The following is a 21,374-nucleotide window of genomic DNA, read 5'->3' on the forward strand; positions in this document are numbered from 1 at the left end:
ATCACACCTCGCTTATTTCAAACATTGCTTCTGTGCCCGCCTCATTTTCTTCCGCTTCGGACAACTGTGCTTTTTCAGGCCAATACCGCTGTTTTCGGTATACTGTCTGACCGCCTTTCGGTTCCATGGTCGCTTTTCGTTCTTTCGGAATTCCTTCGTTGCTGACAATGATATGGGCGTTATTCCCGCCCAAACCGAACGCGCTGACCCCGGCCCTGAGTATCTCTTTTTTTCCGTCCCACCGCTTCAGCTCAAGCACAGGATAAAGCGGCGAATCATGAAATTGAAAGCGGGGGTTCGGTTTATGGCAATGCAAAGTCGGCGGGAGTTCTTCATTGGCAATCGCCAGCAAAACTTTGATGATTCCCGCCGCGCCCGCCGCACTCAGCAAGTGGCCGATATTGCTTTTGACGCTCCCTACACCGCAAAATTGTTTTTCATCGGAATAAGCAGACAAGACATTGGTTAATCCTTTTAATTCAATCGGGTCGCCGATCAAAGTACCGGTTCCGTGAGTCTCTACGTATGTCATGGTGTCCGGCTCGATTTCCGCTGATTGAACCGCCTGCTCAATCAAGTCCTGCTGCGCCCGGGGATTCGGCGTCGTCACCCCCATTGTGCTGCCGTCATTATTTATCGCAGAGCCGTCAATAACGCCGTATATTTTATCTTCGTCTTCTATCGCTTTTTCGAGCGGCTTCAGCATCAGCACACCGCAGCCCTCTCCGATTCCTGTTCCGTCCGCATCGGCATCGAAAGATTTTGAACGGCCATTTGGCGATAAGATTCTCGCCGCGCTCATTGTGAGAAAAGGTTTTTCATCAAGCAAAATGTCAACCCCGCCCGCAAAGGCCGCCTCCGCTTCTCCATTTTGAATAGCCTGCACAGCCAAATGAATTGCCGTAAGCGAACTGGAGCAGGCCGTATCTACGACCAGGTTGGGCCCTGTAAAGTTATAAATGTGCGCCATATGTGCGGTAATAAAATTTTGCCCCGCGCCAATAATCGCGTCTTTTTGCAAATATTGAAATTTCTGATGAAACGCACCTGCCCTTGCACCGGCAAAAACGCCGATACGGCGGCCCCAGAGATCCTCTTTTTGATAACCGGCATCGGCCAAAGCTTCCGCGCTCACTTCGAGCCACTGCCTTTGCAGCGGGTCTATCATCGGTGCCAGCGTTTCTGAAATATTAAAATACTCCGGGTCAAATTGATCAATATCGCGAATAAAACCGCCCCATTTACTGATGCTTTTTCCTTCTTGATATTCACCCGGCTGATAGTGTTCCCCGGCGTTCCATCTGTCCGGCGGAACTTCAGTGACGGCATCCGTTCCGCTGCGGAGATTCTTCCAAAATTCTTTTATATCCCCCGCTTTCGGAAAATGACAGGCCATGCCGATGATCGCAACCTTTCCCCGTTTCCCGGGCTTATCTGCCGTTTTTTTGCTCTGTTTCGGCGTTTTCTGCAAAGGGACCTTCTCCGCGGGAACCGCTGCATCTGCCGAAAAAGCTTCCGAACAATGTGCGGCTAAATAATCCGCGAGCTGTTCTATGGTAGGGTGTTCCAGAAGGACAGTCGGATCAATTGAAACGGACGGCAGTTTTTGATCGATCTTTGTCAGCACTTGCGCCAGAAAAATAGAATCCATTCCGTATTCCTGAAAAGGCACATCGATATCCATATGCGTTTCATCGATACTCAGCTCTTTTGCCAAAAGCGACTTCAGCCAAGATTGAATATCAGTCCGGTTTTGGACCCGTTTTTTTGTTTCAGGAGGTTTGGAAGCTGTTCTCATTCCTTTATGGGCGGCTGGCTTGGCGTTTTCAAGCGCTTTGATGTCCCAATCATGTTTCACTTGTGCCGGCAGCACGACAGCTCCGGGTCTTTCTCTTAAAATGTAATCAAGCATCTTGAGACCTTCCGCGTCAGAGTGCCGCAGCAATCCCGTTTGCTGATACACCCCGCTTTTTGTATCCCTGCTCATGCCCGTCTCATCCCATGCCGGCCATTGTATGCTCATGATGCCGCTCTCATTGTTTTCTGCAAAATAGTCCATATAAGAATTTGCCATCGCATAATCGCTCTGACCCGCCGCAAGAATCGGGACGGCTGCCGAGACAGATGAAAACAGGACGAAAAATGCCGGCGCATCATCCTTTACACTCTCATACAGACTGTGAAGGCCGTCTGCTTTCGGTGCGAGCACCCGCGCGATACTGTCTTTGGATTTGCGGAGAAAAGCAGGGTTTTCACGGTCCGCAATTCCCGCGCAATGCAAAATACCTCCGACAGGTCCGAGCGTTGTGGTTACCTCTTTTATAAGCCGTCCGACGGCCTGCTTATCCGTCAGATCAACTGTAGAGACGCACACTTTTACGCCTTGTGATTCCAGCTTTCGGATAAGCTGTATTTTTTCCGAAACGACAGGGTCTGTTTGCTCAAGATCCCACTCGGTTTTCGGCGGCAGCTCCTTTCTGCCTGTCAGAAGCAGTTTCTTCACACCGTATGCGGAAACGAAATGCTTGGCGCATAAAGCGCCGAGTCCGCGCGTTCCTCCGGTTATCATCAGGACGGCGTCTTTTGGAAACACAGTCCGGTCTGTTTGCACGGCTTCTGGTTCAATCTGATCAGTCTGCCGAAGAACATAGCTGAAGCGCATGCCGTCCCTGTAGCAAACAGCAGATTCCGTTAAGTCTGATTCAATTTCTTGTTTAATAAAAGCGGCTGTCTGCTCCAGCGGCTTTTCAGGATCAATATCGGCGTGACAGGTGAGAATATGGCTGTATTCATGCCGCAGCATGCGATAAAGCCCCGCTTTTTCAATACCATGCATAGCGGCCGCCTTATTTTTGAAGGATTCAAGGCCTTTTGTAAGATAAAGCATTTTCATGTTTTCTTTTCCGCGGCCGTATTCAATCAGCTGCTGCAGCGATGCCACCCAGCTGATGTCCTGCCGCTTTTGCCGGGAGCCGCAGCCGGTGAAGTCAATAAACCCGGAATAGATGGCCGCATTCGCATCCTGTAAGAAAGAGATGAGCTGATTTTCCTGCACAATGTCAGCATCGTTCAGCTGTTTTTTCACCTCGGCGGCAAGGTCTTTTGTATCCTCGGAAACGATGAGCGCTATTTTGCTGAATGGCTCGGATGAAGACACTGCCTCGCAAGGCTCCCATGTTTTCTGCAATACTACTGTTTTTTGATTCGAAAGCGGCAGCTGCTCCCGTTTCGGCACCCAATAGCGGTCGGCTCTGAACGGATAGGAGGGCAGGCTGATGCGGCGCGGCTTACTGTCCGTATACAGCTGCTCCCAATCTGTGTCAAATCCGTTTGCCCAGAGCCGCAGCACTTTCTTGTATTTCTTTTTCTCAATCCAGGCGCTGACGAGGTCAGCAGCGTCTTCATCGTCTGAGAACATGGAGATCGTGTTATTCTCGCGTTTTTTGCGCCCGCTGATGATATCTTCGCTGTTTTTTTCCGTCAGAAACGCGTTCAGTTTTTCAGTCAGTTCCTCTGCGGAGCCTGCAATGATTCCCAGCCTCGCTTCCATTGCGTCCCGTCCGGTTTGCAGTGTGTATGCAACATCTGCAAGATCGATATGGCGGGATGATCCGTTTTGGATAAAATCCCGAAGGAGACGCGCTCTTTCTTTCAGCCGCTCTTCATTTTTAGCCGACAAAACAAAAAGAGATGACGCTTTCTCACGGGTTTCCGGCTGTTCCGTCTCACTTTTGTCCATGTATTCTTCAATAACGATATGCGCATTGACACCTCCGAAACCGAATGAGCTTACACCCGCCCGGCGGGGAAGGACCCGGCCGTTTTCATCACGCAGCGCTTCCCACTCCTTTGTTTCTGTCACAATGTAAAACGGGCTGTCCTTCAATTTGATATGGGGATTGATGTTCTCGCAATGCAGACTTTTGGCGAGCGTCCGATGTTTCAGCTGCATCAATACTTTGATAACGCCCGCAATACCTGCTGCGAGCTCCAAATGTCCGATATTTGTCTTCACTGAGCCTATCCCGCAATATCCGCCCGGAGCCCCGTCTGTTTGGAAAGCTTTTTTCAATGCATTGATTTCAATCGGATCTCCGAGCGCCGTACCTGTTCCGTGCGCTTCTATATAAGTGATCGTTGACGGGTGAATACCGGCTTTTTGATAAGCGCTTTTCAGCACATCCGTCTGAGCCTGCGGGTTCGGCGCGGTAAGTGACGCTGAGCGTCCGCCGTGATTTTCCGCTGTACCGCGGATGAGGCCGTAGATGTGATCCCTGTCATGCTCAGCCTCTGAAAGCTTTTTCAAGACAATCATGCCGGCACCCTCTCCTCTGACATAACCGTCAGCCTGATCAGAAAATGTTTTGCAGCGTCCGTCTTCACTGAGCATGCCTGCTTTTTGAAAACCGATATGGCCTTCAGGCGTGACGATCGTGTTGACGCCCCCTGCGACCGCCATATCACAATCTCCCGTTTCAATGGCTTTTACCGCGCGGTGAATGGCGACTAAAGAGCTTGAACAAGCGGTTTCTACCGGCTCGCTCGGCCCGTGGATATCAAGAAAATAACTCATCCGGTTCGGCCCGACGGACGGCACGATTCCGGTCATCGTATACCCCTCGACAGGAAGACCCGCCTTATTGATTAAGGTTTGATATCCGCTTCCCAATGTGCCGGTGAAAATGCCGGTTTTTGTTCCGGCAATCCGTTTTGCTGAGTACCCCGCGTCTTCAATGGCTTTCCACACATACATCATTAATAGGCGCTGCTGAGGATCCATCATTTCAGCTTCTTTCGGAGATATCCCGAAAAACAGCGGGTCAAACCCGGCGATTCCATCTATAAAACCGCCCCATTTAATTGACGTTTTATTTGCATCCGCTGCCGGATCGCCGTCATATTCGCGCCAATCCCAGCGATCCCGGGGAATTTCTGTGATGCAATGCTCTCCTTTTGATAAACGTGTCCAGAATTCATCTATGTCTTTCGCTTGCGGAAAAATACCGCTGATTCCGATAATGGCTATCGGTTCGGTTTTTTCTTCTGATTTTCCTTTTACGGATACGGGCGTTTCCCGTTTGACATGAACGGCCGCCGGAGCTTCAGCTTTTCTTATTCCGGCTTTTGGAGCGGTTTTTAAACGCTCTCTTTCTAAGCCGCTGAATGCTTCTTTCCATTCAGATATCAAATGGCCGCTCAGTTTGCGCAATGTCGGAAATTCAAAGAAGATAGTCGGGCTGAGCTCAAGCTGATAAGACCGATTTAATAGATTTGTAAATTCAGTGAAGATGATCGAATCAAATCCGTATTCCGTCAGTTCGCTGTCAGCCTCAATATCTTTCATGCTTACCTTTAAAAGATCTGATACATGCCGCTTTAGTTTCTCTTGAACCCGATCTTTCAGATCTCTTGCATCTGTCTCTGCCGCAGCTTGTCCGGCGGCGCTTTGTTCTTCGCCCAGATCGAAAATATGGCTGCGAATCCGCTTTTCATCTCCTTCTGCCACCATGACCTGGTGTGCTCCGGAGGCAAAAGCGGCGTACAGCGCCTGGATGCCTGATGCCGATCGCATGGCTTTCATTCCGGTCTGTTCATACATCAGCCGTTCGGTCTCTTTGTCCACACGCATACCGCCTTCTTCCCAAAGCGGCCAGTTGACGGACAGGGTCTGCCCGCTCCGCTTGTTGTCCCGCACGAGACGGTTTCGGCGGGCTGCATATACGTCCATAAATGCGTTGGCTGCCGCATAACCGGCCTGCCCCGGATTTCCCATGCCTCCCGCCAAGGAAGAAAACAGAATGAAAAAGTCCAGCCGCATATCTTTCGCTGCTTCATCAAGATTGATAAGCCCTTTCACTTTCGGCGCCATGACGGCCTTCCGTTCGTTTTCTGTCTGGTTCAGAATGTAATTGTCAGCGATCACGCCGGCGCCGTGAATGATCCCGTCGAGTGTTCCGTGCTCCTCCTGTATGCCGCGGACGAGGGCGATGACCGCCGCCCTGTCTGTCACATCTACCGGTTGATACAATACGCGGGCGCCTGACGCTTCCAAGCGCCGTAAGCGGGCGGAGCGGTCTTTATTAAGCGCTTCCGCCCTTCCCGTTAATATGAGGACGGCGTTTTTGACGCGGGAGGCTATTTCTTCAGCGAAAATCAGCCCGATGCCGCCCGCTCCCCCGGTGAGGAGGTAAACCCCTTCGTCTTTCCACGGAACGGTGCCGCTTTGAGAGGCCGGCAGGTGACGCCAGTTTCTGACGAGACGTTTGCCGGCTTCATAACGGATTTCTGCTTGTTCAGGGTGCGCCCGGTTTTCTTTCAGCTTGGCAAGAAGCGCTGATGCTGACTCGTCCGGATCGGCTTGGATGACTTGGCCGTACAGCTTCGGATGTTCAAGGTGAGCCGTTTTCAGAAAAGCGGCCAGCCCCGCCAATACATTGTCTTCCCCCCTGTCGGGGACAAGAAGCTGGATCAGCGTTTTTTTCTTCTGTTTTTCTTTGATAAGACGCTTGACGATCGCTGACAGCTCCGCCGCACAGGCGTCATAACGGTCTTCAATCGGACCTTCGCCGTCAGCCGCACATACGGCGCCGCTTATCTCCTCAGCGTTCATTCCGCCATACAGCGTCACGTATCTGAAAGACTCTTCTTGTCCGCCGCCTTCATCCGGCGGTGATTCCTGCCACTTTGGCTGAAGCAAGAGCGGTTTTCCCTCCGTTTCCTCCTCCAGAAAACGGGCGGTGAGCCCCGTCAATCGGACACATACCTCGCCGTTTTCATCACACAGCTCAATATGATAGGCGCCGTCCGCTGAGGAAAGCACCGCCCACATCGTCTCCCGGCACGCAGAAAACACCTGCATATCCCGGAGGGCAAACGGCAGAAACGGCCGTCCGGACGCGGAACCGTCTGAGAGCACGAGACCGATAGAAGCCTGAAGGGCGGCGTCCAGCATGCTCGGATGCAGGATGAACGGCTCCTTTTCCTCGCGGGCGGACGGCGGAAGAGTGAGCTTCGCGAGCACTTCTCCGCTTCCGGCATAGACGGCGTCAAGCGCCTGATGAGACGGTCCGTAGGTGATGCCGAGACTGTCGAATGCTTCATAGCACTCAGCCTTTGACATGCGCCGGCCGCCGCAGCGCGCCTGAACCGCCTCCACATCGAGTACAGGAGCACGCTCCGTCTCTTCGAGCACGGCCTTTCCCTGGAAAAAGACAAGCGGCTCTTCTCCTTCGGCATACGCTTCAAAAGCGATGTCTCCGTTTTCTTCCGGCTGAAGCTTTACATGAAGCGTCACGCCTTCAGAAAGCGCCGTCACCGGGCGAAGCCAAACGATCTGTTTGAGCCGGACACCCGCTTTCCCGCCCGGCAAGTCCTCAGCGGCAAGTGTAACGGCGGCCCGGGCCATTTCTAAAGCAGCCGCGCCCGGAAGCACCGGTTTTCCATTGACGATATGATCAGCAAAAAACGGTTCATGCCCTGAAAAAACAGAAGTAAAGCGCTGGGCGGTAAAGGTCGACGTATTCGCATGGAGCAGCGGGTGAAGCTTTTCACGTTCAGCTGAATTCCGGCTTTCAAGCTCTCCCTGAAGACAATCGGACGCCCAATACGTCTGCCTGGCAAACGGGTAGCCCGGCAGATTGCCGATTCGCGGCAAAGGTCCGCCATAAAGCAAGTCCCCTTCGATTTCATAACCTTGACAATAAAAATCTGCCAGCACGCATAACAGTTCCTGATATTTTCTATGGTCAGAATATGAGGCGCTGCACTTGCCGAGCACTTCTATTATGTGCTCCTGAATATGCTGTCGGCCTGCAAAGTGCTGCGGTACTTTTCCCGAAAACACATAAGGATGATGTTCATTAAGCTTTGCCTGCTTCCATACATACACTGCGTCATCAGCATCTTGAACCACGATGGCGGCGCGATGGTTAAAGTGATGCCGTCCTTTTAGCAATGTATAGCTGAGCTGGGCTAGATCATTTTCTTTCAGTCCGCCATTTTCCGCCCAAGTGATCATATCTTCGATTTTTTCCTGAAGGGCCTCCTTTGTTTTTGCTGATAAAGTCAGTAAATAAGCAGGGGCATCCGGATGAGGTGAAGCGCTGCGCTTATAGCTTTCCATAACGACATGGGCGTTTGTTCCGCTCATCCCGAATGCGCTGACTGCCCCCATTCGGTTTTTACCCGGCAGAGATGGCCACGGTTTACCCGTTTTATTCACATAAAAAGGACTCTTCTCCCAGTTGATATAGCGGTTTTCCCCGCTGCAATGCAGACTGGCGGGAATCATTTCACGGGAGAATGCCTGTAAAAGACTGATCAAACTGACAATGCCTGACGCGGCAAACGTGTGGCCGATATTGGTTTTAATTGATGTGAGCGCGCAAAATGCTTCTTCGTTTGTATAGGCAGAAAATGCGTCATAAAGCGCGTTAATTTCCACCGGATCACCGAGTTTTGTACCCGTGCCGTGTGTGACGATATATTCGATATCTTCAGGGTTGATACGGCCCCGGTCATAAACGGAAGTAAGCAGCCGGGTCTGCGCGACGCCGCTCGGAGCGGTAATTCCGTTTGTTTTCCCGTCATAATTGATGCCGCTCGCCCGAATCACCCCGTAAATCGGATCACCATCTTCTTCCGCCTCTCTCAGCGGCTTCAGAACAACCGCCGCGGCCGCTTCCCCGGGAACCATGCCGTCAGCCCTTTTATCAAACGCGAAGCATTTCCCGTTTTCCGACAGCATTCCGGCTTTATCTATCGTTTCAAAAAAGTCCGGAGTATTCATGATATTCACCCCGGCCGCAACAGCTGTTGTACACTCTTTATTCTGCAGGCTTAATACCGCCTGATGGACAGAAACGAGCCCCGAAGAACATGCTGTATTTATCGCCATCACAGGACCTGATAAATTCAAGTGATAAGCCAGCCGCGCCGCCAAAATACCGTTATGATGAGACGTGACATTGCCTTTGTCCCGTGTTAAAAGGTGATAATCTCCTTCTTCCGCACCCACAAACATACCGATCGTCTGCTGCCTGATGTGACTGGCGCCGTAGCCGGCGTCCTCAAGGGCCCTCCACGCTTCCTGTAGAAGAAGCCGCTGCTTCGGATCCATCGTTTCAGCTTCCCTCGGCGATATTTCAAAAAATAAAGGGTCGAATTCGTCCGCCCCCGGTACAGCGCCGAGTTTCCATTTTGAACTTGTGAAGCCTTTTTTTGCGACCGGTGCGACAACGTCCTTTTCCTGAAACAGAATGTCCCACAGCTCGTCCGCCGTGCGCGCCTGAGGAAATCGGCCGCTCATGCCGATAATGGCAATGGAATCAGCTGCCTGACTGCCCTCGGTTCCGGCGTTCAGCTTATTCCTTCCCCTCTGCTTCTTTCGCTTTTCCGTTTCTGCCTTTTCAAAGACAGATTGATCTGCGGATTCAGGTTTCTTTTCTTCATAGACATGCTCTATGACGGACTTGTGTTCCGTCAGAAAATAGCGGACGACCTTCTCCAGTGTGGAATGTCCGAAAAACAGGGCCGGGGTCACTTCAATTCCGTAGTGAGCGGACAAAGAAGAAGCGAATTCCGCCAAACTGATAGAATCAAAGCCGAAATCAGCCAAATTGTCAGCGTCCGTCAGTCTGTTCTTGTCTATTTTCAAAAGCCCCGCCGCCAGTTCCTTCACATCCCAGCTTACGCATTCTTCCAGTGTAAAGCCTTTCATTTCACTCCGCCTTCCTGAAAACGGGACGTTCCTGTGTACAGAACCCGAAATCGGCCGTTCGCCTTGATCTATCTGCAGGAAGCGTTTAGCCCTCGACGGAAAGCCGGCCAGGACGAGATACTGGCTGGACGGCTGGACCAACAATGTTTCAAAAGCTTCGAGTCCTTCCTCTGTGTATAAATAACGCTGTCCGCTTGATTTTAAATACATATCGGTGCTTTCCGCCGTGCCGACATGCATCCCCCCTTCTTTCCAAAGCGGCCAATTGATGGCAAGTGACTTGCCGCTTCTGAGTCCGAGGCTCACAAGCTTATCCCGGTGACGGACAAAAGCCATTTGGAAGCGGTTCCCCATGGCGTAGTCACAAGAACCGAAGTCTCCTAAAATCGCTGAAGAAGAAGAGAAACAACAGAAGAAGTCAAGCGGCTCCCGTGACAGAACCTGATCTAACACCGCGGTGCCGTCCGCTTTTGGCGATAAGACTTGCTGAAAGGTTTGCAGATCTTTCTCCAGAATGCTTTCAGTGCCTTGAAGACCTGCAGCGTGAATGACACCGTGAATCGGCCCGCATCCTTTCTCTTTCGCTTCTTGCAAACCTTTCTCCATCTGAGCCTGATCTGCGGCATCCGCCTGCACGTAAAACACCTTGGCGCCTGATTCTTCCAATCTCTTTATCTTGTTCAGCACCGGGCCGCCTGCCGCTGATCTCCCCGTCAAAATGAGCGTAACCGGTCCTTTTTCAGCAAAATATCCGGCAAATAACAAGCCTAATCCCCCGCATCCGCCGGTAATCAAGTACGTTTTTCCGCTTTTTATCACACGCTGCTCAACAGGGGCAATATCCGTCTGCTTCATTTCCATGACGTGACGGCTTTCCCCACTGTACATGACACTGCGGAATGACTCGCTGTGAAACTCTTCACATACGTTATGGATCAGCTTTTCAAACGGTTCTTTTTGTCCAAAATAAACCGCGGCCGTATCCGTCTCCGGCAAGATCAGTTTCAGCGACCGTTCCAGCCCGATCCATGACTCGGCGTAACTGATATCGGTATCGGTCCCGCACTGAGCGGAAAGAAGGATTCGCCTCGGTTTAGAACGCAAAGAAGCCGCTGCGCGGATCACATGATAGAGAATAGAATAGTCTTTCACGGCCTTTTCATCTTCAAGCGGCCATCCATATAAAACAGCATCCGCTTTGCCAGCAGCCGTTTCAATATGCCGAAACGTTTCTTGATATGCTTGTCCGTCAGTGATTTTAATTTGATAATGCGTGTTTGAAAGCTTTTGAGTTTCCTCACCCTGTGAAATAAAAAACACGCCGGTTCCCGGATAAAGGGATTGTAAAGACCGATAAGCATGCTTTCTGGCAGCTTCTCCCGTAAGAAAACAGATGACCGTTTTCAGCTCTTCATGAATGGATTTCACCAGAGGCTGCTGAGTCCACATTTCTTCAAATATCATCATCTCGGATTGTTCATCTTGCCCGTAATCCTGCTGAGACGGCTGTCTCATTCTCACCCCTTTGATTTCTGCGCAGACAATGCCGGTTTCGTCACAAAATTGAATGTCACAGCCGGTTTGATTCTTTTTATTCATATACATCCACATGCCGGATGAGCACGGACGCATGACGCGCAGTTCTTCAACCGCTTCAGGCACGATATGGACTGACGGCTCCGTTTTTGCCAGGACATGAAAAGCTGCGTCCAGAAATTCCGGCGGCAGATGATATCCCGGATTACGGCCGCTTTCATCTGTAAGAGCAAGCTTCGCCCAAACCGTATTTTCTCCCGTATAAAGCTTTTCAACGGTGCGGAACTCCTTACTGATCGTTACACCTGATGTGCCTGGTGTTTCATAATCGAATGACAGCGGGCGGCAGTCTTTTTGTAAGGAGGCAATATCAAGCATGCGGGACGGCTGTATGTTCCCTTGACCGATGATTCCATAATGATGCAGCTTCTCTTCATCACTGTATATTTCATAATGGATGCCTTCCTCGTCTTCAGACAGAAGGGAGAGATTGACGCCCGCACCGTGATGTCCGCCGGTAATCGGATCAGTCCATGCCGCCGTTCGGATCCATATCTCTTTTTCTTCAGAGCTGTCTGCCGCATGATGATAAGCCGCAAGCGCCATTTCTAAATAAACGGCTGCCGACAGAACCCGCTCCCCTCTCACATCCTGGAAAACGTGTTCCCGGCCTGTAAAAGATGTATGATAGCTTTGCTCCGCCAAGGTTGACGTATTTTCATGCAGGAAAGGATGCACATATTCAGTTGTTCCTGTTTTTGGTTCTTCCCGCTTCATCCAGTAGCTTTCTTTTGCAAATGGATAAGACGGCAGACTGATACGATGCGGCAGCGCGCCTTTATATAAAGATGCCCAATCGACGGGCGCCCCGTGGACCCAGGCATTCAAAAGACTGTCAAATTGACTTTTTTCCATCCAATCACCGACTGTGCCTTCCGTCTCTGTGACAGCACTATCACTCCGGCCCGTAAACACCCCGCTTACGGAACCGGCATTATTCAGAAAAGCAGTCAGCTTCTGTTCCAATTCAGAAACAGAGTCCGCTGTCATCGCCAGCCGTTCTTCCATCTGAACCCTGCCGACTTGAAGGGTAAATGCCGCGTCAAGCAGATTCGCATCTGTAATTGTTCCGTTTCCGGCGGCATTCGACAGCAACAGAGCCCGCTCGCGCAAGCGGTCTTTATCTTTTGCCGATAAAACAAAAAGCGCCGGACGGCCGAAGTCCGCCGAAGTCATTTCAGCCGGTTCATACTCTTCTATAAGCAGGTGGGCATTTGCCCCGCCCGCTCCGAAAGAAGATGTACCCGCGATTCTCGGATATTCCCGTGTTACTCCTTCAGATTCTATGACCGGCCGTCTCCATTCCGCCGTTTCCTGCTGCACGATAAAAGGAGAAGTTTCAAAATCAATTTCCGGGTTCAGCTGCTTTGAATGCAGCGACGGCACCAGATATCCGTGTTTCATCTGAAGAAGAATTTTGGTGACCGCAGCAATGCCCGCCGCACTTTCCAGGTGTCCGATATTGGATTTAACAGAACCGATGGAACAAAATTGCTTTGCATCCGTATAGCGGCGGAAAGCCTTGGTTAACCCCGCGATTTCAATCGGGTCTCCCAAGGAAGTGCCGGTGCCGTGGGCTTCCAGATAGCTGATTGCTCTCGGATCAATCCCTGCCCTCTCCATCGCGTCTGCGATCACTTCCCCTTGTGCATTCGGGTTCGGAACGGTGAACCCGTTCGTTTTGCCGCCGGCATTCAGAGCGCTTCCTTTAATGACACCGTATATATGATCATGATCTTCAACAGCCTTCTTCAACGGCTTTAACACGATACAGCCGACGCCCTCTCCGTCAACAAACCCGTCAGCCTTATCACCGAACGCTTTGCACGCGTTTGACGGCGACAGCATTCTCATAGAAGAAAGTCCGATATAATGAACCGGATCTGTAATCAGGTTTACGCCGCCGGCAATCGCGCATTCAGATGCACCTGTTCTGATGCTTTCTGCGGCGAGATGAATGGCGGTTAAGGATGAGGAGCATGCGGTATCGACCGCGATGCTCGGACCGTGAAAATCAAACACATAGGATACGCGGTTCGGGATAAAGTGGTAGTGGGCCCCTGTCGGATAGTTGCCGTTCATGACACCTGCAAAGACACCAACCTTTTTACCGGCGCATAGTGAATCAGGGGTATATCCGGCATCCTCAAGGGCCGCATAAGCGGTTTCCAGAAACAGTCTCTCCTGCGGGTCCATGCGCTCCGCTTCTTTCGGGGAGATTTTAAAAAACAGCGGATCAAATTTATCAATATCTGTTAAAAAGCCGCCCCACTTTGTATACATCCGGCCTTCCTTACCTTTTGTCTCATCATAGTAGTCCCGCCAATCCCAGCGGTCTTTCGGAATTTCGGTGATTCCGTGTTCACCGGTCTTTAACCGTTCCCAGAACTCATTAACATTTTCAGCTCCGGGATACTTCCCGGCAAGACCGACAATTGCCACTTCAAGGTGTTTTGACGGCGGTTCGGAAGCGGGCGGCGCTTTTTCAGAAAAAGATGCCGCTTGGCGCTTCGTCAATCCGGCGCTTTTTTTGCGGCTTTGCTTTTTCTGTAGAGTGTGCGGCACCTTTTCGGCTTCTTTATTTGTCTTGAAAATCCCAGCCATATCTTCCTGTCTTGAGCTGACGAGATATTCCGCTAATCCGCCGATTGTCGGATACTCGAAGAACAATGTGCTGCTGATATCAGGGACGTCTTCCCGCACGCGGTTGGTCAGCTGTACGATTAAGATGGAATCGATTCCGTATTCTTCAAGGGGCGTATGGGCTTGAACGTCCTCAATCGGCATCTTTAAGATGACGCTGACGATCTGTTTCAAATACTCTGTGCTTTTTTCAAGCAAAGAGCCGGATGATACCGCTTCAGTATGAGGGAGTTCTTCAGAAAATTGCGCAAGCAGTTCGCGCTCCTTCGTTTCAGCCAAGTATGCGGCAAGCTCTTCTATCGTCCGGTATTCAAAAAACAGCGTGCTGCTGATATCAGGTACGAGATCCCGCAGCTCATTCGTCAGCTGAACGATCAGAATAGAGTCAATGCCGTATTCATCCAGAGGAGCCAGCGGGTTTATCTCTTCTGCCGGCAGTTTTAATACTTTTGCCGCAGCCCTTATCAGAAAAGCCGCTGTCTTTTCCGAAAGCCCCTCTCCCGCTTGTTTGATGGGGAGCTGACGATCAGAGGATGTTCGCGGTACGTTTGATTGGCGCTTTTGCGCGGTGTAAGCTTCCCTGCTCTGCCTGATGACTCCGTTGCTTTTCGCCGTGATAATCTGCTGGGTGTGCAGACGTTCGTTTTCAGCCGGAAATTGAATGGAATGAAAGCCTTCAGCCATTAAAACCGATTTCCATGTTTCCGGATAAAGACCGGGGCACCCCGGAATCCGCAGCGCCTCGTCTTCGTACAGCCACCAGCCCTCTAATAAGCCGAATGTAACATGTGTAAACGGCGTATGTCCGCCCAGTTCATTAACGAGCAGCAAACCGTCTTTTTTCAATACGGCTTTTGCCGTCCGTAAGGTTTTCCGGATATTTTTGGTCGCATGCAGCATGTTTGCGGCGATAGCGATATCGTAGGTTCTCAGATGTAATCCCTGGCCCGCCGCAGGCTTCTCCACATTAAACAGCTGATACGTCAAATACGGATTGTCCGCGCCGTATTCCTTTTCGGCATGCATTAAAAAAGCTTTTGACAAGTCGGTATAACAGTATTCCTGAATATGGTTTTGATAGGGGCGGAGCTTTTTAAACAGTGTGCTGCTCGTTCCGCCGGTGCCCGCTCCGATCTCCAGCAGACGGATGTTTGCCTCAGGATTGTTTTTAATTACATTTTCCACATAAATACACGCTTCATTTGCCAGCACATCGTTGTAATAATCAGCGAGAATGTTATGCTTATAGATTCCTTCAACAAGCTCCATTGAAGAATCGGGAAACATCACGTCAGTGGCTTTTATTTTGCCTGTTAAAATGTCAGGCAAAGCTTGAATGACGGTATCCGCCAGCAGAGCCTGCGCTTTCATATCCGGATCTTTCAGCCATTCGTTTTTCTTCTTATGCCACTCTTCCCACACCGCGGCCGTTTCACCGCTTTTAAAATCGCTGTCTAAAAGACGTATGCTTTCTTCCAGCCAGCGCTCATATAAAGGCAGACAGGAAGCTGCCGGCGCTTCGCCGGTCAGACCCATTGAACGCAGCGTCACCCGCAGCACTTGCAGCAAAAGCCGATTCAATTCTTTCATTTGATTGCTTATTTCTGTTCTTAAGGATAACTGTGTACGGTCTTTTTGTTTGTCTCCCTTACCCAAAACCTTATCCTCCTAAGAAAATTAAATTTGCTCCGTCATTTTGACAGGCAATCAGATAGTCACAAATTCATGAGGGTTCATTCCCTCGATCGGAATCGGCTTGGTCAGCTTCATCAGCCCCATGCGGGAGATCGGCTGCGTCAGCAGAGTTTCCAGCGCCTGCATCCCTTCCACCCGGCTGATCAGTCCGAGACCGATTGCACTCAGTCTGTCAAACTCTTCAGAAATGTGATTGTCAGCCCGCTCCCAATACCCCCAGTTCATCACTTTGACCGGGCATGACAGCCGCCCGGAAAGCTCATGGGCAAATGCGTCTTTAAATGCGCACCCCGCCGCATAATGACTTTGATTCGGATTCTTAATATATGAAATAACCGAAGAGAAAAAGAGAATAAAGTCCAAAGACTCTTTCGCAAATACTTCGGCAATGTTGACGGAAATATCCACTTTCGCCGCAAGGCCGGCGCGAAACTGTGATTCTTCCATATCTTTTACGCTTTCATTCGCAAATACCATCGCTGAATGAACGACGCCGCTGATGGTGCCGTATGTGTTTTTAATCTGTTCATAGACGCGCTGAAGCGATGGAAGATCAGAAGCATCTGCGGCTATATATTCGGGAGCCGAGCCTGATGGCCGGTACCGGTCTATTTTTTGGCGTATCCGGCTGTCCAGCGGCCGCCTCCCGATCCAGACGACTCGGGCTTTATACGTCGTCACCATATAATCTGTCCAAACCTCGCCGATGCCTCCCGCACCGCCGATGATGACATATACGCCTCCATATCGGTAAGGAACACTTTCAGACGGCCCGCTTTGGACCGGAAGCAATTGAGGCCGGTGCCATTCCTGATGTCTGCGCACCCATGCTTTACCCGTACGGTCGCGGGGCAGGCTGAATATGTCTTCTGCGGGGAAATCCCCCCCGTCTTCAAGATCGACCAGACGGATGTGCCAGCTCGGATGTTCTTTTGCAAGAGACCCGACGAAACCATGCACACTGGAATGAGCGGGACGCACCTCATCATATTGGGTGATAGGCTGTGCTTGGTGCGTAATCACCGTCATCCCGAGCTGCTCTTTTCCATACCCGAGACCGATAAGAGCTTTGGCCGCTCTGAAAATTTGCAGCACCCCGCTTTTTTGATCATGGATGTAAGAATCAGCCGGCTGAGGGGCAAACCAGATCATATGCTGAATCTCACCGAGACGGCGGAGCCGATCGGATATCACTTCAACGGAAGCACTTTGGCTGCTATCAAATCGCACAGCTTTAGGAAACAATCGTAAAACCGCGTCCGCCTGCCCGTCTGTACCGCCTATGATGACAGCTTTTGCTTCAGAAATGGGGAAGCCGGTTTGGTTGTCTATCGGTTCCGCGTCCCATACCTGCATCAGTTTGACGGCTCCGGTAAGGTTACCCGGCAGATCGTATTGCTTGTCATCCGTTTCAGCCGGCGCACTTTCGGCCATCCGGGCAGAAAATCCTTTTATTCTTACACACACATTGCCGCGTTCATCACATATATCAATGTCCATTCTTCGCACGGCCGGTGTTTCATGCGTCACAAACACGGCCGCCCACATGTTTGGACTGCACGGATGAAAAACGGTCAGTTCATGCAATTCAAAAGGCATTAACGGCTGCTCCGGATAACCCGCTTTATCTTCATTCATAACGCCGATGGCCGCCTGAAAAGCGGAATCAATCAGACTCGGATGGAGCACAAACTGTTCGGCCTCATCACAAACGGAAGCAGGGAGCACCAATTTAGCCAAGGCTACTTTTTCCCCGCAATAAATGTGATCAATTCCTTGATGTGAAGGTCCGTATACAATTTCCGCCTTTGCAAATGCCGCATAGCAGTCTTCTTTTGACAGCACTTTTTTGCGGCAGCGCGCTTTCAGCTGTTCAATATGCAAAACCGGCGCCTCAGACAGCGGCTCAATCACAGCACTGCCTTCACAATAAATGTCTGAATCGTTTTCATTGCTGTACACTTGAAATGAAATATTGCCGTTATCCTCTAAGGAAAGACCTGTCGTCATACGCAGCGGCTCTTTTTTATGAACGGCCTGGCGTATCCAGCTGATATACCGCAGCGAAATGCCGGTTTTAGCCGTGTATTCAGCGGCTAACGGCGCGGCAGCCAGTTCAGCCGCGGCTCTCGCCATTTCAAGATAAGCCGCCCCGGGGAGAACACGCTTGTTTCGGACGATATGATCGGCTAAGAAGAATTCATCTCCGTTCAGTACCGTGCTGAATTTTTGTTCTAACAAATCTGAAGTATTGCGGTGAAGCAGCGGGTGAAGCCTGCTTTCTGTATTTACGGAAGTGACGGGATGATCGGGCTCCGGTATCCAATAGCGGTCCTTTGCAAACGGGTACGTCGGCAGACTCATCCTGCGCGGTTTCTCCTCCTGATACAGCCGCGTCCAGTCTATCTCAAATCCTTTTGACCACAGCTCCGCAAGTTTTTTGTAAGTGCCGCTGTCCGTCCATTTTCGGATCAGCTCCTCCGTATCCTGATCATCATTCAGGAAACCCCTGATTTCCGTTCCGCTATCAGACCGCCCTTGAAAGCAGCCGTCAATCTGCCGTTTTCGTTCTGTAAATTCGGTTAATTTCCTGATCAGGTCCGCTTGATCGTTCACTAAAAAAACAAGCCGTTCTTCCATTGCCAGCCGTCCCGTTTGCAGCGTATACGCCAGTGACCGCAGGGAAAAAGGTTCATCAGACTGCTTCTCTAAGCCGGACTGACCGAAAAGACCGGAAAGAATATTCTTATGTTTCTCATCGTTTGTCAGACATTCTGCTAAAGTCCGGACGGAAGTATGCTGTATGAGATCAGTCATGTCTATTGCCAGCCCGTATTGATCCGTCAGCCGCTCAGAAAACTGTGTCAGCTGCATGACATCCAAGCCGAATTCCTTCCAATCCTGTTCACCATCTACCGAGCCGGCCTCTACATGCAGAACTTCGGCCAGAGCACCGCGCAGCGCATTTTCCAGCTGATTTTGCATTGTATCTATTTTGTCATAAAGCGGCCCGCTTCCTTCAAGCGCTTTATCTTTGAGAAACATCAGCAGGCGGGCAGCGTATTCCTTCAGCCGCTCCGGATTTTTCGCTGATAGAGGCACGATATACGGTCTCTCTTGATTCTCCGTAATGCCGGGGTTTTTGGGCCTGTACTCTTCTAAAATGAGATGAACGTTTGAACCCGTCGCCCCGAATGAACTGATGCCTGCGCGTCTCGGACAGGAATGTTCTCTGCCGTTCTCTGTATACGCCGGCTTTTTCCATGACTCGGTTTTTTGCTGCACGTAAAATGGCGAGTCCTCTAAACGGAGATACGGATTAATCGTCTCTGAGTGCAAAGAAGGGACAAGCGTTTTGTGAAACAGCTGCAAAACCGTTTTATGAAGCCCGCTGATTCCGGCGGCTGATTCCGCATGTCCGATATTCGATTTAACGGAACCGATCGCACAAAATTGCCGATCCTCCGTAAACGTGCGGTAAGCTTTAACAAGACCTTGTATTTCAATCGGATCTCCTAAAGAAGTTCCGGTTCCATGCGCTTCCACATAAGAAATCGTCCTGGGATCGATCCCCGTCTTTTCAAGACATTCGGCTATCATATCCCCCTGCGCCACGGGGCTCGGCACGGTAATCCCGCTGACGGTTCCCACGTGATTGACGGCGCTGCCTTTTATCACCGCATAAATATGATCCTTATCTTCTTCGGCTTTGTGAAGCGGCTTCAGCAGCACGGCCCCGATGCCGTCAGCTGAGACATAGCCTGTGCCGCCTTCGCCGAACGTGCGGCACAGCCCGTCACTCGAATGCATATCCATCAAGCCGTATGTGATATATTTTGTCGGGTGCAATGATAAATTGACGCCTCCGGCAAGAGCTGCTTCACATTCACCGCGTCTCAGACTTTCCGCCGCCATATGGACGGCCGTCAGAGATGACGAACACACCGTGTCAACCGCCATGCTCGGCCCGTGAAAATTGCAGAAATATGAAACCCGGTTTGCAATCGGCGCATAGTTCAAGGGATAAGGAAAGACCAGCCCTTTGGCCGCAGCTTCAGCGCCGGCGAGAGAATAATCCATATGCATCACCCCGGCAAACACACCGACGTTCATTCTCTTATTCGGCCCTTTCGGCTGAACGATTGTTTCCGGGGTGTAGCCCGCATCCTCAATCGTTTCCCAGCATGTTTCTAAAAACAATCGTTCTTGCGGATCTTTAGCTTCTGCCTCCCGCGGAGAAATCCGGAAAAATTTCGCATCAAAACAATCCGGATCGTCTATAAAACCGCCCCATTTGGAAATCGGCTTGCCGGACGGCGATCGCAAATGCTCATATTTCCTCGTATCCCAGCGGGAACGAGGCACTTCCGTTACGCTGTTTTCTCCATTTTTTAAATTTGTCCAGAATTCACGAAGATTTTTGGCGCCGGGGTACCGTCCCGCCATCCCGACAATCGCAATATCTCCATTCTGCGTTCCGGCTGACGCCGATTTTTTCACACGGATTTGGGTCGTCCTCTTTTTTTCCCTGTGCAAAGGTTCAGCATTTGAATGCCCGCTTTGAGCACGGCCGAAGCCGGCTCCGTAATGTTCGCACAAATACCCCGCCAATTCCGTGATTGTCGTGTATTCAAATAACAGCGTCGGCAGAAGCTGCGTTCCGATTTTTCGTTCAATTTCCTTTACCATGTCCAACAGCCCCGGAGAATCCAGCCCCATTTCATAGTAGCCGATATCCGGGTCGATCTCTTTCACAGGTTTGTTCAATCGGGCGGCAAGCAATTCTTTTAAATAAAGGATGCACTGTTCAGTAAGGCCGGCGGAAGGCGCCGGTTCCGCTTGCGGAGCCGGGACGGCATTCCGCCCGTCAGGTTCTTTCTTTTGCCGTTTCTGATTGATCAGTTCCGGGCCCCTCACCCGTTTATTGGCGAAGTTTTTCAGTTCGCCGACTTTTCTGCCTTCCTCATTGAAAAACTCCATTGTCACGTAAACGAGATCTTTCTTACGGGTGACGGATTCTTTTTTTATCTTGGTGATACATGTCGTCTGCAGCAATTCGGCGCAATAAAACGATTCATAAAACAGCGGCAGAAATAATTGCCCCTCCTCCCTCGTCAAAGGAGCGAGATATACATTGGAGCCGATGCTGCTCGCATCTATCAATGCGGGATGAAACATCGCCTCTCCTGCATGTTCCAGCTGATCCTTTTGCACCGACAGATCAATATAAATCTCTTTTTCAGTCTGGTAGACGCTTCCGCAGCCTTTCATCATTCCTGAATGAACCAGTTCTTGATCCCTGCATTCCGCGTAAATGTCCTCAAGCGGTATTTCTGCCGCCGTTTGTTTTACGGCATCCATCCGGACGCTCTCTTGGAAGCCGGCGGGCTTGACGGAATGCATTTGCGCCGCGGCATATATCTTTGTCTCTGCTGCTTCGTCACCTTGTTTTCGCCCTTTCACCTCTACCTTCCATTGCCCTTCGCCGTTCTCTGTACAGTCAACGGAAAGCAGGATTGTTTCTCCCTGTTCAGGAGCTAAAGGGTGAAAAATCGATAAGTGCCTGAGTTCAAGGCCGGCATAAAAAAAACCGTTTTCTCTGAAAGTCTGATAGATCAGGTCAATATAAGCCAGACCCGGCAGCAGTTCCTTTCCATAGGCTTTATGATGTTTCAGAACGGGATGCTGATTGTTAATAAGAAGCTGCTCTTGCATATGAACT

The 21,374-nt window shown here is 50.7% G+C and carries 2 protein-coding genes; both read right to left on the bottom strand.

Annotation, left to right across the window (positions count from 1 at the left end):
* Position 1 precedes the first annotated feature (1 nt).
* Positions 2-15,613, bottom strand: a complete 15,612-nt coding sequence (locus tag ACWJJS_RS12210; protein ID WP_454023604.1) for an SDR family NAD(P)-dependent oxidoreductase — start codon at positions 15,611-15,613, stop codon at positions 2-4.
* Positions 15,614-15,664: 51 nt separating this feature from the next.
* Complete coding sequence (locus ACWJJS_RS12215; protein WP_454023605.1) at positions 15,665-21,367, bottom strand: SDR family NAD(P)-dependent oxidoreductase; 5,703 nt, start codon at positions 21,365-21,367, stop codon at positions 15,665-15,667.
* Between the last annotated feature and the right edge of the window lie 7 nt (positions 21,368-21,374).

This window comes from Bacillus sp. JK106 (genome assembly GCF_053663355.1).